This window comes from Pseudomonas sp. Pseusp88, from assembly GCF_047303955.1.
In the GTDB taxonomy this organism is placed as follows: domain Bacteria; phylum Pseudomonadota; class Gammaproteobacteria; order Pseudomonadales; family Pseudomonadaceae; genus Aquipseudomonas.
The window spans coordinates 208,995-226,656 of record NZ_JBGLYM010000004.1 but is presented as its reverse complement, the minus strand read 5'-3'; the positions used below and the strand labels follow the sequence as shown (position 1 = coordinate 226,656).

Here is a 17,662-nt window from a genome sequence, read left to right as displayed (position 1 = left end):
CGGGATAGCGACGAAATACCTGTTCTGCAACAATATTTGTATAAGCATGCTGGCCGTCAGGTTACAAACAGCAATGTGGGCGCCCGGCCCTGCTGAATTCAAAACTTTTAGTCGGTCATCAAACAGAATGTACGCAATGAACGCCCCAACGTCGGAACCCAAGTTACGCGGGAAATGGTCACGGCCGGAAATGCTGTTGATCTCGGGTAGCCTGGCAGCGGTCGTGGCGATTATCAGCATCGTTGCCTCGATACTGGCCAGGGAACATTCTGACACCAGAGCCGGTGCAGCCAGAGCGGCGGCCAACATTGTCGAACTGATCGACGCAGACGTTGAGCGTAATGCCGAGCTATACGACACCTCGTTGTTGGGCGTTATCCTGGCCTGGCAGCGCCCGGACCTGATGAGTATTTCCCCGGAACTGCGCAAGATGGTGCTGTTCGACCGCTCCATCATTGCGCCCTACAAGGGCGATATGTTGCTGCTCGACCCACAAGGCAATGTCCTCGCCGACTCCACCTCGGTCACACCGCGCATCGGCAACTTTGCCAACCGGCCCAACTTCGACTGGCATCGCCAGCACAACGACCTCACCTTGAAGGTTGGCGGGCCGTTCAAGAACGGCTCAACCTTCAGTGACTGGTGCATTACATTCAGCCGCCGGATGTCCGGGCCCAATGGTGAGTTCCTGGGCGTCGCTACCAGCGCCATGCGCGTGGCGTACTTCAGGAACCTGTTCAGCAACCTGAATGTCGGCGAAGGCAGCGCCGTGGCCCTGATCAACACCCAAGGCATCCTGATTACCCGACAACCGGCTTCAGACGGCAATGATCTGGTCGGCACCGACTTCAGCCAGCGACCCAATTTCCGGCGTATGCTCCAGGAAGAAAACGGCAGCTTCGCCTCTATCTCCAGTCTGGACCAACACGAACGTCTCTACACCTTTTCACGCGTGGGTGATTTACCGCTGATCGTTGTGGTCGGCCAATCAATGGCAGAGGTCTATACCGTCTGGCGACGCAATGTCTTGTGGGTTGGCTCTGCCACCGGACTGCTGTGCCTGGGCATCATGTGGCTGACATTGCTGCTGTGTCGCGAGCTGCGTTTGCGCCATCAGGCCGAAGCCAATCTGGCACAGATAGCGTCCACGGATGGGCTGACCGGGCTGTCCAACAGACGCCATCTGGATCAATTCATGGAGCAGGAATGGGCGCTGGCCTTGCGCTCAGGTCAGCCTCTGTCATTGCTGATGATTGACGTTGATCACTTCAAGGCGTTCAACGACCGGCATGGCCATCATGGCGGAGATGAAGCGTTGCGGCGTGTAGCACAAACGCTGTCACAGGCTGTCCGACGCCCTGCGGATCAAGCTGCACGCTACGGCGGAGAAGAATTTCTTGCAGTGTTGCCGTCGACCGATCTGCCTGGCTCGCTGCTGGTAGCCGAAAAGATTCGCTGCGCCATCGAGGCCATGCCGCATTTTGACAACGATACCCAGCCCATCACCGTCAGCATCGGTATTGCCACGCAGACTGTGCGCCCGCATGACCAGCTTGCAATGCTATTCAGCATGGCCGACAAGGCGCTGTACGAAGCCAAACGCAAAGGTCGAAATCGGGTTGAACACTCCACGCTGCTAGCGCGCCAAGAGGATGAGAACTAACACCTCAACCCCGCGACCCGGGGCCAGCCTTGCGTTAACACCTCATCAATTCGCGCATGGGTGGCGCATAAAAAAACGCCAGACTGGCTGGCGTTTCTTCGGCGAAGCTAAGCAGCCTTAGCTGGCGCGACGCACCTGATCACGCAGGATTTTAACCTGATCGTGATTGCGTTGGGTGCCTTCCAACTGGCGATCGATCAGGTTCACCACATTGGCTGGCAGACCCTCTTTACGCGCCTTTTCAGCAGCTTCGCGATAAGCCTTCAGGGCGTGGTCTTCACCGCGCTCAACTTCATTGAGAACCGCTTCATCGCTTTTGCCGGTCACCGACGACTTCAAATTGACCCAGGCACGGTGTACCGAACCCGACACACTGCCGCTGGTCTCAGGATCACCGCCCAAGGCACGGACCTCAGTCTGAAGTTCGCGCACTGCGGTTGCACAGGCAATCGCGTGTTCACGGAAGAACTGCTGCAATTGCGGGCTTTTCAGATCCTTGGCGCTTTCTTCGAACCCTTTCTGACCATCTTTACTGGTTTCGATCAGGTCGTTAAGCAGTGAGATCGATTCTTTATTGATATCTGTCATTTTCCAATTCCTTATTGGCGGGTTGATCAAGTTTTGCATTGCTGACAAGGTAATTGCAGCGCCCGTGCCAGAAACCGAAGACAGATTTTTTACTTATTATTCAATTACTTAAAAATATCAAGAGACAGATCGACCGTGGTTTCTGCATGAACTGTCAATTGGCCTGCATGCAGAATGCACGTATCTTTTCCTACATGGACGTTATGGCCTGCCGAACTACGAGCCCACCTGATGAATCCGGAAAAACTCAAGCTGCTGGTGACCCTGCAAATGCCTTACGGCAAGTACAAAGGCCGCCTGCTGGCCGACCTGCCGGGGCCTTATTTGAACTGGTTCGCCCGTGAAGGCTTCCCCAAGGGCGAATTGGGCGCCCTGCTGGCCCTGATGCAGGAAATCGATCATAACGGCCTGTCCGAGCTGCTGGACCCGCTGCGCACCCGCCCCCGTCAACGCTTCAACGACAAGTGAGACCGCCATGCCTGCTGCCCGCGACAACGCCGCTGCTCTTGAACTGGCCCGTGACGAGGGCTTCTGGCAACGCATTGCCCGCTCCTATACCGTCGAGCCCGGCCCGATCAATCTGGAGAACGGCTATTTCGGGCGCATGACCGACAAGGTCCTGGCGGCCTACAAAAGCCATATCGACTACGTCAACCGCAGCAACTCGGTGTATGTGCGCCAGCAGTTCGACAGCCACGACAGCGAGCAGATACGCCAGCAACTGGCCGGGCTGGTGCAGGTGGCGACCGAGGAAGTGGCGATCACCCGCTGCGCCTCGGAGTCCCTGCAACTGCTGATCCGCAACTATAACGGCCTGCAACCGGGCGATCAGGTGCTGATCTGCGATCTGGATTACATCAGTGTGCAAAGTGCCATGCACTGGCTGGCCAAGAGCCGCGGCGTGGAAGTGATCGAAATCACTCACGTCCACCCGGCCAGCTACGACAGCCTGCTGGACAGCTACGAGGCGGCATTCAAGCAGTATCCACGCCTCAAGCTGATGGCCCTGACCCACGTCACCCACCGCACCGGCCTGGTCATGCCGGTGCAGGCCATCGCCGAACGGGCCAGGGCTCATGGCATCGATGTGATCCTCGACGGCGCCCACGCCCTCGCTCAGCTGGATTTCAAGCTCGATGAACTGGGTGTGGCATTCGCCGGTTACAACTTGCAGAAATGGATTGGCGCGCCCCTGAGCCTGGGCTTCGTCTACATAGCCCGGGAGCGCCTGGGCAGCATCGATGCCGACATGGGCGATACCCGCTATGCCGATGACGATATCCGCTCCCGTGCGCCTTACGGCACACCAAATATCCCGGCCTGGATGACCCTGCCTACGGTTTTCGAAGAGCATTACGCAATGGGCGGAGCTGCGGTCAAACAGGCACGCCTGAATTACTTGCGTGATATCTGGGTCGACGGGGTGCGGGATCTGGAAGGGATAGAAGTGCTGACACCGGACGATCAACGGCTGTATTGCGGGATCACGGCGTTTCGCTTTACCCGTCACGAGGATCAGCAACCGCTGGTGGAGAAACTGCTGAAGGACTACAACCTGTTTACTGTCGGCCGTACTGGCGCCGGTTGCGGGCCGTGCATCCGGGTGACGCCGGGCTTCAGTACCTCGGTGGCCGATGTACAGCTGCTGGTGCGCGCCCTGAAAGAACTGGCCTGAAAGAACCCGCCAAAAAAAAAGGCGCACCGGACCAGGGTGCGCCGAAAAAGCCAACTACACACACATCTTCATTGCTGCCCGGGCCGTCAGTGACAGCCCTGGCAAGATTCTTCAGTCAAACAGCGCCATGGCCTCGGCCGTGGCCTCGGTGATGCGATTCCAGTCACCGTTCTTGACCCACTCGTTGTCGATCATCCAGGTACCGCCGACGCACATCACGTTCGGCAGGGCCATGTATTTCTTCAGGTTGTCGGCATTGACGCCGCCTGTGGGACAGAAGCGCACTTCATTGAACGGACCGCCCAGGGCCTTGATAGCCGCGACACCGCCGCTGATTTCCGCCGGGAACAGTTTGAAGCGGCGATAGCCCATGGCGTAGCCGATCATGATTTCCGAGGCGCTGCTGACGCCCGGCAACAAGGGCAGCGGGCTGTCGACAGCGGCTTGCAGCAGGTCTTGGGTGCTGCCCGGTGTGACGATGAACTGCGAGCCCGCAGCTTCGGCCGCAGCCAACTGATGACGATCCAGAATGGTCCCGGCGCCAACGCACAGTTCCGGACGCTGCTCACGCAGAATACGGATTGCACTCAGGCCAAAAGCCGAACGCAGGGTAATTTCCAGCGCCGTCATGCCGCCTGCCGCCAGCGCATCAGCCAGCGGCAGGACATCCTGTTCGCGGGCGATGGTGATGACCGGCAGAATCTTCGCCTTGGCGCAGAGTTCGTCGATCTGGGTAACCTTGTTCGCCATGCTGTTGAGCGGCTGTCGGGTTTCAGGTGTGTTCATGGCGGCGGTTCCTTTGCTTATGGGCACCAGTAAATCTCGAGGGACGGGGTGAGAAAGGCACGCACCGGCATCTGGGCGAGGTCATCGCCCGCCAGTGCAGTGCGCAGGGTGTCGAGTTTGGCCTGCCCGGAAATGGACAGGATGGGCTGACGGGCCGAATTCAACAGGCGACGGGTCAGGGTCAGACGCTGATGCGGCACGGTCGGTGCCAGCATCGGCAGGCAACGACGCTCGCCGTCCAGGCTCAGAGCCTCAGCAAGGTTCGGGCTGTTGGGAAACAGCGAAGCGGTGTGACCATCATCGCCCATGCCCAATACCAGCACGTCGATGGCCGGCAGCTCGGCCAGGGCCTTGTCTGCCAACAGGGCCGCCGCTTCCAGGCTGTCGGCGACCTGATACAGGCCGACAAAGCGGGCCTTGGCCACCGGGCCTTGCAGCAAATAACGCTGCAACAGGCCGGCATTGCTATCGGTGTGTTCCACCGGCACCCAGCGCTCGTCGGCCAGGCTGATCACCACTTTCGACCAGTCCACGGCCTGTTCAGCCAGGCTCTGGAAAAACGCCACGGGGCTGCGACCGCCGGAGACTACCAGTGTGGCAATGCCACGCTCGCTGATCGCGCTGTTCAGTTGGGCTGCCACATTGGCGGCCAGCCCTTCGGCCAGCAGGCCGGGATTATCGAATTCCCGGGCCACCAGGCCAGCGGGCAATTCAAGTTCACATATCGCCATACCAGGATCTCCCATCTCGAGTAATCAGAGCGATGGAGCTCATCGGCCCCCACGATCCCGCCGCATAAGGCTTGGGCGCGTCGCCCGCCTTGCGCCAGCCGGAGATCAGTTGGTCACACCAACGCCAGGCGTACTCGATTTCATCTTTACGGACAAACAGGTTCTGATTGCCGCGCATCACTTCCAGCAACAACCGCTCGTAGGCATCCGGGACCCGGGCACTGCGGTAGGTGTCGGAAAAACTCAATTTCAAAGGACCGCTGCGCAGTTGCATGCCCTTGTCCAGGCCCTGATCCTTGGTCATCACTTGCAGGGAAATGCCTTCGTCGGGTTGCAGGCGGATGATCAGGCGGTTGCTGATCTGCATGCGCTGCTCCGGGGCGAAGATGTAGTGCGGCGGTTCCTTGAAGTGGATGACGATCTGCGACAGCTTCTGCGGCATGCGCTTGCCGGTACGCAGGTAGAACGGCACGCCGGACCAGCGCCAGTTACGGATGTCGGCGCGGATGGCGACGAAGGTCTCGGTGTCGCTCTGGGTATTGGAGTTTTCCTCCTCCAGATAACCCGGCACCGGCTTGCCTTCGCTGTAGCCGGCAATGTATTGGCCACGTACCACCTGGGTCGCCAGGCGCTCCGGGGTGAATGGCGCCAGGGCCTTGAGCACCTTGACCTTCTCGTCGCGGATACTGTCGGCGGACAGGTCGCTGGGCGGGTCCATGGCGATCAGGCAGAGCAGTTGCAGCAGGTGGTTCTGGATCATGTCGCGCAGTTGACCGGCCTGGTCGAAATAGCCCCAGCGGCCCTCGATCCCCACTTGCTCGGCCACGGTAATTTCTACGTGGGAGATGTGGTTCTGGTTCCACTGGGTCTCGAACAGGCTGTTGGCGAAGCGCAGGGCAATCAGGTTCTGCACCGTGTCCTTGCCCAGGTAATGGTCAATGCGGTAGACACGGGTTTCCGGCAGGAACTGCGCTACAGCGTCGTTGACCGTCTGCGAGGAGACCAGGTCGTGACCGATGGGCTTTTCCAGCACGGCGCGAGTGCGCTCGGTGAGGTTCACCGAAGCGAGGTTTTCGCAGATTGCGCCATACACGGAGGCTGGCGTGGCGAAGTAGGCAATCAGCGTCTCGGCATCGCCGACCCGCTCGGCCAGGGCGATGTAGTCCTCGGCCTTGAGGAAGTCAACGTGCAGGTAGCTCAGGCGCGCCTGGAAGCGCGCGACGTGCTCCGGCTCAAGTTCGGCATCCGGCACGAAGCGGCGCAGGGATTTATCGATGTACGCCAGATGCTGGTGCTCGTCGCCCGCTTCGCGCGCGAGCGCGAGGATACGGGTGTCGGCATGCAGCAAACCGGCACGGTCCAGCTGGTAGAGAGCCGGGAACAGCTTGCGCACCGCCAGGTCGCCCAAGGCGCCAAACAAGGCAAAAGTGCACGGTTCAACCGTAATCGAAGGCATAATGTTGGTTCTTTTATCAAGTTAGACTACAAATACCTTTTTTAAAGGCGTTACTCAAGGCCATATGTAGTAATAACCACAACATTTGTTCAGAATCGATATTCCAGTGGTGATCAACACAGGCCCTGAGTACGATAGGCCACCTTTGCGACAGGCTAAAGAGGTTCGTCGATCCTCGTTGAAGATCAGTCTGTTGCAACACGATGAAGGGACCCGAATGGACCGCATACGCAACCTCCTGGAGCAGATCCAGGGCCGGCTCGAAGAGCTGAACAAGGCTGAACGCAAGGTCGCCGAAGTGATCCTGCTCAATCCCCAGCAGGCGACCCGTTTCAGCATTGCCGCACTGGCCCAGGCAGCCAAAGTCAGCGAGCCGACGGTCAATCGCTTCTGCCGTTCGTTCGCGGTCAGCGGCTACCCCGAATTGAAGCTGCAACTGGCCCAGAGCCTGGCCAGCGGTGCGGCCTATGTCAGCCGTGCAGTAGAAGCCGATGACAACCCGGAGGCCTACACGCAGAAAATTTTCGGCAGTGCCATCGCCTCCCTGGACAGCGCTTGCCAGCAACTGGACCCGGCGCTGATCAGCAAGGCCGTGGATATGTTGATTCAGGCCCGGCAGATCCATTTCTTCGGCCTCGGCGCCTCGGCCCCGGTGGCCCTGGATGCACAGCACAAGTTCTTCCGCTTCAACCTGGCCGTCACCGCCCACGCCGACGTGCTGATGCAACGCATGATTGCTTCAGTGGCCCATACCGGTGAACTGTTCGTGATCATCTCCTACACCGGCCGCACCCGCGAACTCGTGGAAGTGGCACGCATCGCCCGGGCCAACGGCGCCTCGGTGCTGGGTCTCACCGCTGCCGGTTCGCCATTGGCCAAGGCCAGCTCCGTAAGCCTGAACATTCCGTTGCCGGAAGACACCGACATCTATATGCCGATGACCTCACGGATCATCCAGTTGACGGTGCTGGATGTGCTGGCAACAGGCATGACCCTGCGCCGTGGCGTGGACTTCCAGCCGCACCTGCGCAAAATCAAGGAAAGTTTGAACGACAGTCGGTATCCGGTGGAGGATCAGGGCTAAGACCTATCTGAGGGAGCGTATTTATTCGCGAAGAGGCCCGTACATTCAATGCATTTGCAGCGACTGGAATATCGCTTTCGCGAATGAATTCGCTCCCACCGTAGCGCGTGTATATCGTCGAATCTGTGGGAGCGGATTCACCCGCGAAGAGGCTGCTCTGGCTTCACAGCAAACATAGAATCTCCCACGGTTCGCGACCGCGTCAAACAGGCAATATCAATGCACCAGATACGCCTGCAAGCTCAGCTCGGCACGTTCCCCCGGCGCCAGGCTCAGGCTGTTGCCTCCCCCCGCCGCGGCTTCGACACAGACGAACTCCGACGCCTCGCTGCCCGCCACGCCCATCAACGGCCGACGCCCCGGATGCCAGACCACCGTACTGGTGCTATCGCCAGTATCAATGCCCAGGCGCCGATCCCAAACCGGGTCCTGCAGATGCAGCGGGCCACTGTGATCAAATTCGCGCTGGCAGCCACCGGCCACACGCAGCTCACCTTCCTGCTGACAAGTGCGGCGCACCAGATGGTCGTAGCCCTGCACGCCGTCCAGCCCCTGCAGCGCCACATCCGCGACATCACTGATACGCCAGTAGGCATGCAAGGCATGGCTGAACTGACAGGGCGCGCTGTCCTCGTGACATGTATTGAGTCGCAGCTCCATGCCCTGCCCCAGCTCAGCGTATAGATCCGCCTGCCAGTCCCACAGTTTCAGACGCCAGTGCAGGCTGACACCGGCTGCGCTTTCGCTGCTATCGATGAGTTTCCAGTCCAGTAGCCGCGCCCAACCGTGAGCCGGCCAGACGCCTTCACTGGGATGCCGGCCATACCAGGGCCAGCACACCGGCACGCCGCCTCTGATAGCCCCGACTTGCGGCCATTGAGACGAGCACCATAGCCAGGGCTTCTGACCGTGAGGCTGGAAATGCAGCAACTGTCCGCCTTGACGACTGAACACGGCCTGACATTGCGGGTGATCAATCACCAGCACATCGCGCAGTTGATAGCGTTCCCACTCGAACGTCGGGCGGGCCCGACACGACCTGAAAAAACGCTGCAGCGGATGCTCCAGCATCCCCGCTTCCTTGATCGCCATGGTTATCCCGGTTTACCGCACTGAAAAAAAAATGCCTCCGGGAGCACGGAAGCAAATTGTTCGAGCTTAAAAAAGGCGGGCAGAATTGCTGCCCGCAAAGCACACACGATCCCTTGGAGCCTGGAAGCTCGAGCTGCGAGCTTGTAGCGTCAAGCCCGTAGCTCATAACTCGTGGCTTAGAACTTCGACTGAATCTTGATACCGGCCACAATGGCGTCGTCGACCTGGTCAACACCACCTGGGTGTTTGACGAACTGCAGGTTAGGACGCACGGTCAGCCAATCGGTGACATGCACACCGTAGTAGATCTCGGAGTTGTATTCGGTCTTCTGCACCGGCACGAAACCTGGATTATCGTAGTCGCTGATGCCGCTGAGCTGGTTGCGCAGACGGGCATTATCCGTTGCATCGTCGTTCACGTGGATACGCGCAACACCGACACCGATATCGTCTTTTGGACGGGAATCGAACGGACCTTTGAAGACCAGACCGATCTGCTGGTAGTTGTCGACGAAGTTGGTCTCTTTGTCATGCACAGTGAGGTTGGCAAAAATGCTCAGGCCGCGGGAAGCGTCACCGCCCACCGAAGTCAGCTGTTGCTGTGCCACGACCCACCAGCCATGCTTATCGTCATGCTTTTTGAAGTCGCCACCGACCACTGCTTGTGGCTGGCCGTTCTGGGCTTCATAGAGGTCATTGGCGTCCGGGGTGCTGCGGTAGTAACCGATGCGGTATTCGCCCGGCAGCTTGTTGACCATCGGCGACCAGACCAGTTCGACCGGTACCACGTTGCCTTGTGAGCCGCCGGTGGCCAGGGTGAAACCGTTGTGTTTGTCGAGGTTATCCGGGTCCTGCATGTAGATACCGACCTGGGCGTACAACTCAGGCGTGATGTTGTATTTCACGCGGGCAGCCCACTGGCTGATTGGCCAGTTGTACCAGGTGTTCACATAGTTACCGACCTGGGAACCACACAGGGTCAGGTTCTGGAAGTCGCAAGGGAAGCTGTTGAAATCTTCGCCTTCGCCGAAGCGGCCGAGTTTGATGTCCAGGGCACCGTCGAAGAATTTCTGCTTGTACCACATTTGCGTCAGGCGCCAGGTCTGACCACGGCCCCAGACTTCTTGCGAGGAGCTGATGGTGCCGACGCGAGGATCGCCAAGGCGATCGTTGGAGATGTTGCGGCCGCTACGCTCGGTGACTGCCAGTTTGAATTCAGCATCGTGCCAGCCGAGGATTTTTTGCAGGTCCATGTCCAGACCGAAGGCAAACTGGTCGGCATAACGTGCGGTTTTGTCGTTGTTGTAGCCACCCTTGACGTTGCTGCCCATCTCACCGACGTACTCTGCCGAGATGGTGTAGCCCTTGCTCTCCAGCTCGCTACGCAGACCGCCCCAATCGCCGGTCATGTACTTGGAGTTCGCAGCGAATGCATCATCGGCCTGGGCATTACCCGTCAGAGCCAGCGCGCCCAATACCGAGAGCTGACTGAGCAACTGGAGACGGGAAATTGATTTGGCGTTGATCTTCTTCATCCCTTAAATCCTCGTAATTTTATTTTTATTGATTACTGCTTCGTGTATTCACTGCTTCGTGTTGACAGGCTGGTCATCCGGTAAGGCAGAGATGGCCAACCTGTTGTGCCCGGTTGCGTTACATCATGTTCAGCTACGGTTGAATTGGGTGACGTTGCCCACACGCTCAGCGGGCTGGGGCTTTCCCTCGGTGCTACCCAATACGCCCAGGCGCTCGCCGGTCTTGGCATCGAACAGCAGCACCTTGGATGGATCGAATTGCAGGTTCAGGCTTTCCCCGACCTGCGGCGCCACATCCGGCGCCAGACGGCAGCAGACCTTGCTCTGATTCAGGTCGACGAAGACCAGGGTGTCCGGACCGGTCGGCTCGGTAACCTGGACCTCGGCGCGAATGGCCGGCAACCCGGACGTCTCGGTCGAAGCCAGCAGGATCTGCTCAGGGCGCAGGCCGAGTATCACTTCACGATCTTCGAGCCCGGCATCGTTCATGCTCATCGGCAGCTCGCAACGGGCCTGGCCGCTGTCGAGCAGGGCAATCAGGCGGCCGTCCTTGCGTTGCAGGCGCAGCGGGATGAAGTTCATCGGCGGCGAACCAATGAAGCTGGCGACAAACAGGTTGGCCGGGTTGTTGTAGATCTCTTTCGGCGTGCCGAACTGCTGAACGATGCCGTCCTTCATGACTGCCACTTTATCGCCCAGGGTCATGGCCTCGATCTGATCGTGGGTGACATAGACGGTGGTGGTCTTGAGGCGCTGGTGCATCAGTTTCATTTCGGTGCGCATCTCGACCCGCAGCTTGGCATCGAGGTTGGACAGCGGTTCGTCGAACAGGTAGATCTTCGGCCGCCGCGCCAGGGCGCGGCCCATGGCCACACGCTGTTGCTGGCCGCCGGACAACTGGCCGGGCTTGCGATTGAGCAGGTGTTCGATCTGCAGCAGCTTGGCAACCCGGGAGACTTCTTCGTCGATGGCCGATTGCGGCATCTTGCGAATCTTCAGGCCGAACTCGATGTTCTCCCGTACGCTCATGGTCGGATACAGCGCGTAGGACTGGAACACCATGGCGATGTCCCGGTCTTTGGGGCTCATGCCGCTGACATCGGAGCCGTCGATGAGAATCGCGCCGCCGGTGATGTTTTCCAGGCCCGCGATGCAGTTCATCAGGGTCGACTTGCCGCAGCCCGAAGGGCCGACCAGGATCAGGAACTCGCCGTCCTTGATCTGCAGTTCGATGTTCTTCAGCGTGTCGGGCAGACCGGCACCGTAGGTCTTGTTGACGTTGCGTAGTTCGAGCGTTGCCATGATTACCCCTTGACTGCGCCGGCTGTGAGCCCGCGCACGAAATACTTGCCGGCGACGATGTAGACCAGCAGTGTCGGCAGACCGGCAATCATCGCCGCCGCCATATCAACGTTGTATTCCTTGACCCCGGTACTGGTGTTGACCAGGTTGTTCAGCGCCACAGTGATCGGCTGCGAATCACCGCTGGAAAACACCACGCCGAACAGGAAATCGTTCCAGATCTGAGTGAACTGCCAGATCAGGCAGACCATCACGATGGGCGTCGACATCGGCAGGATGATCTTGCCGAAAATGGTGAAGAACCCCGCGCCATCCAGGCGTGCCGCCTTCACCAGCGCATCGGGGATGCTCACGTAGTAGTTGCGGAAGAACAGCGTGGTGAACGCCAGGCCGTAGACCACGTGCACGAACACCAGGCCGGTGGTGGTGCTGGCCAGGCCCATCTTGCCGAGGGTGAAGGACGCAGGCAGCAATACGGTCTGGAACGGCAGGAAGCAGCCGAACAGCAACAGGCCGAAGAACAGCTGCGAGCCACGGAAGCGCCACATCGACAACACATAGCCGTTCAACGCACCGATGGCGGTGGAGATCAGCACCGCCGGGATGGTGATCTTGATCGAGTTCCAGAAGTAGCCGTCTACCGTGGCCCAGGCCTTGACCCAGCCAATGGCGGTGATCACGGTCGGCCAGCTCAACAGGTTACCGGTGCTGATGTCCTCGGGGGACTTGAAGCTGGTCAGCAGCATCACCACCAACGGCACCAGATACAGCAGGCAAGCCGCGATCAGCACCACGTGGATAGCGATGCGACTCAGGCTGATCGGCGATTTTCCAACGAGACTAGTCATTGCGCTTGGTCCTCAGCTCGGAATACAGATAAGGCACCAGAATGGCCAGGATCGCCCCCAGCATCAGGATCGCACTGGCCGAGCCCATGCCCATTTGCCCGCGGCTGAAGGTGAAGGAGTACATGAACATCGCGGGCAGGTCCGAGGAGTAGCCGGGGCCGCCAGCGGTCATGGCCGCGACCAGGTCGAAGCTCTTGATAGCGATATGGGCGAGAATCATGACCGAACTGAAAAATACCGGGCGCAGGCTCGGCAGGATCACTTTCCAGTAGATGGTCGGCAGGTTGGCGCCGTCGATCTGGGCAGCACGGACGATGGATTGATCGACGCCACGCAGGCCGGCGAGGAACATCGCCATGATAAAGCCCGAGGCTTGCCAGACAGCAGCGATAACCAGGCAATAGACCACGCGGTCAGAGTCAATCAGCCAGTCCAGCCGGAAGCCTTCCCAGCCCCAGTCGCGCAGCAGCTTGTCCAGCCCCATGCCTGGGTTGAGCAGCCACTTCCAGGCGGTGCCGGTAACGATCATCGACAGCGCCATCGGGTACAGATAAATGGTGCGGATAAAGCCTTCGCGGCGGATGCGCTGGTCGAGAAAAATCGCCAGGACCACACCTACGACCAGGCTGATGCCGATGAACATGCCACCGAACACCATGAGGTTCTTGCTCGCCACCCACCAGCGGTCGTTGTCGAACAGACGCTCGTATTGCGCCAGCCCGGCCCACTTGTAGGACGGCAGGAATGTCGAGGACGTGAAAGACAGCACAAACGTCCAGAGGATATAGCCGTAGAAGCCGACCAGAACGATGAACATACTCGGCGCCAGCACCAACTTGGGCAGCCAGCGCTGGAGCGCATCGAACGGCGAGGCTTTGGCTTTGCTGAAGACAGCGACAGAGCTCATCGGAAAATCCAGGTTTGATACATCGAATCCAGCCCGCAGGCGTGCGTGAAACCAGGGTTCGGTTTCAACAGCACAAACTGCGGCTGGGGGGGTCAGGTACTACGAGTTACTTGGCTGCCTTGATCGCAGTACCCAGTTTCTTGGCGGCATCGGCCGGGTCGGCTTTCGGGTCGTTGATGTAGTTGGTCACGACATCGAAAAACGCACCCTGCACGGCAAGGGTAGTTGCCATGTTATGGGCCATGCTCGGTTGCAGACCGCCGGTCTTGGCATCCGCCAGGAAATCCTTGGCGGCCGTCTGGGCGCAGGAGTCGAAGCCGTACTTGCCCATGTCGTTCAACATATCGGTACGAACCGGGATCGAACCCTTGTTGATGCTGAAGACTTTCTGGAAGTTCTCGCTCAGGGTGACCTTGGCTACGTCCTGCTGGGCAGCGGCGACGCCCTTGTCTTTTTGCTTGAACACGGCCAGGGAGTCGATGTTGTAGGTAAAGGCCTTTTCGGTGCCCGGGAAGGCTACGCACTCATAGTCCTTGCCGGCGACTTTCTTGGCGGCAGTCCATTCGCTCTTGGCCCAGTCACCCATGATCTGCATGCCGGCCTTGCCATTGATGACCTTGGCGGCTTCCAGGTTCCAGTCCTGACCTTTGCCATCCGGATCCATGTAGGTCGCGACCTTCTTCAGCTCGGTGAGAGCCTTGACCATCTGCGGGCCGGTCAGCGCGCCGTTGTCCAGGTCAACCAGAGCCTTCTTGTAGCCATCGGCACCCATCACCGACAGCACCACGGCTTCGAATACGGTGCTGTCCTGCCAAGGCTGACCGCCGTGGGCCAGGGGGATGAAGCCGGCTGCCTTGAGCTTGTCAGCCGCAGCGTAGAATTCTTCGAGGGTGGTCGGGTTCTTGGTGATACCGGCTTTCTTGAAGACTTCCGGGTTGATCCACAGCCAGTTGACCCGGTGAATGTTCACCGGCACGGCGACGTAATCACCTTCGTACTTCACGGTATCGGAGACTTTTTTGTCGAGCAGCGAATCCCACTTTTCCTGCTTGGCAACATCTTTGAGCACATCGGTGTCGAGCAGACCGGTAGACGCCCATTCCTGAATATCGGGGCCTTTGATCTGGGCAACGCCAGGTGGGTTACCGGCAACGGCGCGGCTTTTCAGTACGGTCATGGCGGTGGAACCACCACCACCGGCTACGGCGCCGTCTTTCCAGGTAAAGCCGTCTTTTTCAACTTGCGCCTTGAGTACATCGACAGCCGCTTTTTCGCCACCTGAGGTCCACCAATGGACGACTTCGACCGTACCCTTGGTATCAGCAGCGTGAGCGCTCAGCGGAAACAACGAGGCGAGAGAAATGACAGCAGCGAGGCGGGAGATTGAATTCATCGATTTAACCTTTCTTGTTGTTATGCATGAGCAAGTCGTCAGGTGCTTGCGCTGCATAGAAGTCTAACCAAGGGTTTTGAAAGAACAGTAACGAAGGGATGTGCAAAGGTCACAGGATGGTTACATTCCGAAACCATGAAATAACCGCTCTGGAATGGGCGTTACAGAGGATCGACTGTCAGACGGAGGATGTCCAGACTGTCGGAAAAAATCGTTTTGTCTGAATTTTCTTAATGTTTTGTAGGATTAATCCAACAAATACAGTGTGGGACCGACTTTAGCCGGGAAGGCTCAGGCATGATCGATACATTTCTACCATCTGCCATGTCCTCTTTCCGGCTAAAGCCGGTACCACAACACTGTGCCAGGGACTCACTCCGCCGTCCTCGGCAGATACAAGGTCACCCGCAGCCCGCCACCGCGAAGGTTTTGCAGACTCACTTCGCCACCATGGCTGTGGGCGATATTGCGCGCAATGCCCAGCCCCAGGCCGTAGCCCTGCTGCTGGCTGCCCGCCAGACGGAAGTGCGGCTCGAAGACCTGCTCCAGGCGCTGCTCGGGAACCCCCGGCCCTTCGTCGTCGACATGCAGGACGAATGCCTTGGGGTTGTCCTCGATCTTCAGATGGGCCTTTTGCCCGTACTTGATGGCGTTGTCGATCAGGTTGCCGATGCAGCGCTTGAGCGCCAGGGGTTTGCCCGGATAAGTCGCTTCGGCCTGGCCCTGCTGGGTCACGCAGCCATTGCCCTGGGGCAGCAGGTAGGGTTCGATCAGCACGTCGAGGACGTGATTGAGGTCGACGTCGACGATGTTCTCGTGGATGTCCGTGTCTTTTACGCATTGCAGCGCGCCTTTTACCAGCAGCTCCAGCTCGTCGAGATCGCGGCCGAACTTGGTTTGCAGGGTTTCGTCTTCCAGCAACTCCACCCGCAGCCGCAGGCGCGTGATAGGCGTGCGCAGGTCGTGGGAAATGGCGCTGAACAGCTGCCCTCGCTCGATCAGGTAGCGGCTGATGCGAGTACGCATGGCATTGAATGCCCGACTGACCTCCACCACCTCGCTGCCACCGCCTTCGACCACTGGCTCGACGTCGGCGCCCAGGGACATGTCCCGGGCAGTACGGGCAAGGCGCTTGAGCGGGCGACTCTGCCAGTGCACCAGCAGACCGATGAACAACAGCAGGAACACGCTGGTCAGAACAATGAACCAGACTTGGGACACCGGCAATTCCTGCTCTTCCAGCGTCGTGTAGGGCTCGGGCAACAGCGAGGCGATATACAGCCATTCCCCCGGCGCCATCTGGATCTGGGTAACCAGTACCGGTGGGTTGACCGGTTCCAGGCTCAAGGCGTAATGCGCCCATGAACGCGGCAACTCGTCGAGTTTGAGGCCGCTGTTGAAGATTCGCAGGTCCTCGGGACGAACGAAGCGCACCGAGATATCCGGGCCATTGCCCAAATGCTCACGCAGCACTTGGCCGACCATATCCAGCACCGCCTGCTTGCGCGGGGTCAGCTGCAGAGTGGTCATGTCCAGGGGGCGATCATTGAGGGTCACGACGAAGCGTGTGCCGCCCATATTGCGCAGCTGGTCCAGCACCAATGGGCGATAGGCCACAGGCAGGGAGCGAAAATAACTGGCACTGGCCGCCATGGAATTGGCCAGGCTGCGAGCGGCGGTAATCAGCCCTTCCATCTGGGTCGCGCGCAGTTGCGCCAGCCAGATCACACTGGACAGGGTCTGGGCCAGCAACACTGCCAGCAGGGTCAACAGCAACATGCGTCCCAGCAACGAACGCGGCAACGGAAAACGCCGCTTTGTGTCGAGACTTATCAAGTGCTAATAACCATTGTTGGGTTGCGACTGCACATTGGCCGCCAGCAGGTAGCCGCTGCCACGCACCGTGCGAATTAACCGTGGCGACTTGCCGGTATCACGCAGACGCTGACGCAGTCGACTGACGGCCATGTCGACGATGCGCTCCAGAGGCATCAGCTCGCGGCCACGAGTGGCATTGCCAATGGTATCGCGGTCGAGAATCTGCTGAGGGTTATCAAGAAACAGCTTGAGCAGGGCAAAGTCGGCACCGGAGAGAATCACCTCTTCGCCGTCCTTGTGAAACAGGCGATGACTGACCATATCCAGGCGCCACTCATCGAATACCAGCACCTCGCCGCCCACCCGCTCCTGCTGACCGAACTGGGCCCGACGCAACAGCGCCTTGATCCGCGCCTGCAATTCACGGGGGCTGAACGGTTTACCGAGGTAATCGTCCGCACCCAGTTCCAGGCCAATAACACGGTCGGCCTCGTCGGAACTGGCGGTCAGCATGATGATCGGCACCTGGGCCTGACGAGGGTGCTGACGCACCCAGCGACACAGGCTGAAGCCGTCTTCATCGGGCAGCATCACATCGAGAATCACCAGATCGCTGGGCTCGTCGTTGAGCGCCTGACGAAACCCGGCACCATCGCCCACGGTCCGCACCTGGAAGCCCGCGCGGGTCAGGTAGGTGTGCAGCAATTCACGAATCTCCTGATCGTCATCGACCAACAGAATGGATTTACTGGCTGAACTCACGATGGATCGTCCTTGTTATTAG

At 59.2% G+C, this 17,662-nt stretch carries 16 protein-coding genes; 4 read left to right on the top strand and 12 right to left on the bottom strand.

Going from position 1 to position 17,662, the window contains the following annotated elements; all coding sequences use genetic code 11:
• Nucleotides 1–136: 136 nt before the first annotated feature.
• Nucleotides 137–1,663 (top strand): sensor domain-containing diguanylate cyclase, encoded by a 1,527-nt coding sequence (locus tag ACCD02_RS07650; RefSeq protein WP_413300018.1) that lies wholly within the window; start codon nt 137–139, stop codon nt 1,661–1,663.
• Between the two features lie 117 nt (nt 1,664–1,780).
• On the opposite strand, the gene ACCD02_RS07645 is transcribed toward ACCD02_RS07650, so the two are convergent.
• Complete coding sequence (locus ACCD02_RS07645) at nt 1,781–2,251, bottom strand: ferritin-like domain-containing protein (RefSeq protein ID WP_413300016.1); 471 nt, start codon at nt 2,249–2,251, stop codon at nt 1,781–1,783.
• Nucleotides 2,252–2,482: 231 nt separating this feature from the next.
• On the opposite strand from ACCD02_RS07645, the gene ACCD02_RS07640 reads away from it, so the two are divergent.
• On the top strand, nt 2,483–2,719 hold the full coding sequence (locus tag ACCD02_RS07640) for a DUF3820 family protein (RefSeq protein ID WP_413300014.1): 237 nt from the start codon (nt 2,483–2,485) through the stop codon (nt 2,717–2,719).
• A 7-nt stretch (nt 2,720–2,726) separates the two neighbouring features.
• Nucleotides 2,727–3,926, top strand: a complete 1,200-nt coding sequence (locus tag ACCD02_RS07635) for an aminotransferase class V-fold PLP-dependent enzyme (RefSeq protein WP_413300012.1) — start codon at nt 2,727–2,729, stop codon at nt 3,924–3,926.
• A 111-nt stretch (nt 3,927–4,037) separates the two neighbouring features.
• On the opposite strand, the gene ACCD02_RS07630 is transcribed toward ACCD02_RS07635, so the two are convergent.
• Genes ACCD02_RS07630 through zwf form a run of 3 tightly spaced genes read right to left on the bottom strand, consistent with a single transcriptional unit; the run spans nt 4,038 to nt 6,899 of the window.
• Nucleotides 4,038–4,712, bottom strand: coding sequence for a bifunctional 4-hydroxy-2-oxoglutarate aldolase/2-dehydro-3-deoxy-phosphogluconate aldolase (locus tag ACCD02_RS07630; RefSeq protein WP_413300010.1), 675 nt, complete (start codon nt 4,710–4,712; stop codon nt 4,038–4,040).
• 17 nt (nt 4,713–4,729) lie between these two features.
• Nucleotides 4,730–5,443 (bottom strand): 6-phosphogluconolactonase, encoded by a 714-nt coding sequence (gene pgl / locus ACCD02_RS07625; RefSeq protein ID WP_413300008.1) that lies wholly within the window; start codon nt 5,441–5,443, stop codon nt 4,730–4,732.
• Nucleotides 5,430–6,899, bottom strand: coding sequence for a glucose-6-phosphate dehydrogenase (gene zwf / locus ACCD02_RS07620; protein WP_413300006.1), 1,470 nt, complete (start codon nt 6,897–6,899; stop codon nt 5,430–5,432). The genes pgl and zwf overlap by 14 nt, the downstream gene beginning before the upstream one ends.
• A 226-nt stretch (nt 6,900–7,125) precedes the next feature.
• Between zwf and ACCD02_RS07615 the strand changes: the two genes are divergently transcribed.
• On the top strand, nt 7,126–7,983 hold the full coding sequence (locus ACCD02_RS07615; protein ID WP_413300272.1) for a MurR/RpiR family transcriptional regulator: 858 nt from the start codon (nt 7,126–7,128) through the stop codon (nt 7,981–7,983).
• Between the two features lie 216 nt (nt 7,984–8,199).
• Here ACCD02_RS07615 and ACCD02_RS07610 read toward each other — a convergent pair whose 3' ends face one another.
• From ACCD02_RS07610 to ACCD02_RS07575, 8 genes are all read right to left on the bottom strand, one after another.
• Nucleotides 8,200–9,054 carry a D-hexose-6-phosphate mutarotase gene (locus tag ACCD02_RS07610; protein WP_413300270.1) on the bottom strand — a complete coding sequence of 285 codons (855 nt, stop codon included), beginning with the start codon at nt 9,052–9,054 and terminating at the stop codon, nt 8,200–8,202.
• 197 nt (nt 9,055–9,251) lie between these two features.
• Complete coding sequence (locus ACCD02_RS07605; protein ID WP_413300004.1) at nt 9,252–10,610, bottom strand: carbohydrate porin; 1,359 nt, start codon at nt 10,608–10,610, stop codon at nt 9,252–9,254.
• 129 nt (nt 10,611–10,739) lie between these two features.
• Complete coding sequence (locus tag ACCD02_RS07600) at nt 10,740–11,912, bottom strand: ABC transporter ATP-binding protein (RefSeq protein ID WP_413300002.1); 1,173 nt, start codon at nt 11,910–11,912, stop codon at nt 10,740–10,742.
• 2 nt (nt 11,913–11,914) lie between these two features.
• Nucleotides 11,915–12,760: a carbohydrate ABC transporter permease gene (locus tag ACCD02_RS07595; protein WP_259105960.1), complete on the bottom strand. Its 846-nt coding sequence runs from the start codon at nt 12,758–12,760 to the stop codon at nt 11,915–11,917.
• Entirely contained in the window at nt 12,753–13,667 is a 915-nt protein-coding gene (locus tag ACCD02_RS07590) for a carbohydrate ABC transporter permease (RefSeq protein WP_413299999.1), read from the bottom strand. The genes ACCD02_RS07595 and ACCD02_RS07590 overlap by 8 nt, the downstream gene beginning before the upstream one ends.
• A gap of 106 nt (nt 13,668–13,773) precedes the next feature.
• Nucleotides 13,774–15,060 (bottom strand): ABC transporter substrate-binding protein, encoded by a 1,287-nt coding sequence (locus ACCD02_RS07585; RefSeq protein ID WP_413299997.1) that lies wholly within the window; start codon nt 15,058–15,060, stop codon nt 13,774–13,776.
• 372 nt (nt 15,061–15,432) lie between these two features.
• Nucleotides 15,433–16,839, bottom strand: a complete 1,407-nt coding sequence (locus ACCD02_RS07580) for an ATP-binding protein (protein WP_413300268.1) — start codon at nt 16,837–16,839, stop codon at nt 15,433–15,435.
• A 60-nt stretch (nt 16,840–16,899) separates the two neighbouring features.
• A complete protein-coding gene (locus ACCD02_RS07575) occupies nt 16,900–17,640 on the bottom strand; it encodes a response regulator (RefSeq protein ID WP_413299995.1) in 741 nt (246 codons plus the stop codon).
• Nucleotides 17,641–17,662: the final 22 nt, after the last annotated feature.

Bases quoted from the DNA above. Each gene is read 5' to 3' on its own strand.
- pgl (WP_413300008.1), bottom strand. From the start codon at position 5,443: ATGGCGATATGTGAACTTGAATTGCCCGCTGGCCTGGTGGCCCGGGAA.
- ACCD02_RS07630 (WP_413300010.1), bottom strand. From the start codon at position 4,712: ATGAACACACCTGAAACCCGACAGCCGCTCAACAGCATGGCGAACAAG.
- ACCD02_RS07595 (WP_259105960.1), bottom strand. From the start codon at position 12,760: ATGACTAGTCTCGTTGGAAAATCGCCGATCAGCCTGAGTCGCATCGCT.
- ACCD02_RS07605 (WP_413300004.1), bottom strand. From the start codon at position 10,610: ATGAAGAAGATCAACGCCAAATCAATTTCCCGTCTCCAGTTGCTCAGT.
- ACCD02_RS07610 (WP_413300270.1), bottom strand. From the start codon at position 9,054: ATGCTGGAGCATCCGCTGCAGCGTTTTTTCAGGTCGTGTCGGGCCCGC.
- zwf (WP_413300006.1), bottom strand. From the start codon at position 6,899: ATGCCTTCGATTACGGTTGAACCGTGCACTTTTGCCTTGTTTGGCGCC.
- ACCD02_RS07590 (WP_413299999.1), bottom strand. From the start codon at position 13,667: ATGAGCTCTGTCGCTGTCTTCAGCAAAGCCAAAGCCTCGCCGTTCGAT.
- ACCD02_RS07645 (WP_413300016.1), bottom strand. From the start codon at position 2,251: ATGACAGATATCAATAAAGAATCGATCTCACTGCTTAACGACCTGATC.
- ACCD02_RS07600 (WP_413300002.1), bottom strand. From the start codon at position 11,912: ATGGCAACGCTCGAACTACGCAACGTCAACAAGACCTACGGTGCCGGT.
- ACCD02_RS07635 (WP_413300012.1), top strand. From the start codon at position 2,727: ATGCCTGCTGCCCGCGACAACGCCGCTGCTCTTGAACTGGCCCGTGAC.
- ACCD02_RS07640 (WP_413300014.1), top strand. From the start codon at position 2,483: ATGAATCCGGAAAAACTCAAGCTGCTGGTGACCCTGCAAATGCCTTAC.
- ACCD02_RS07580 (WP_413300268.1), bottom strand. From the start codon at position 16,839: ATGTTGCTGTTGACCCTGCTGGCAGTGTTGCTGGCCCAGACCCTGTCC.
- ACCD02_RS07585 (WP_413299997.1), bottom strand. From the start codon at position 15,060: ATGAATTCAATCTCCCGCCTCGCTGCTGTCATTTCTCTCGCCTCGTTG.
- ACCD02_RS07650 (WP_413300018.1), top strand. From the start codon at position 137: ATGAACGCCCCAACGTCGGAACCCAAGTTACGCGGGAAATGGTCACGG.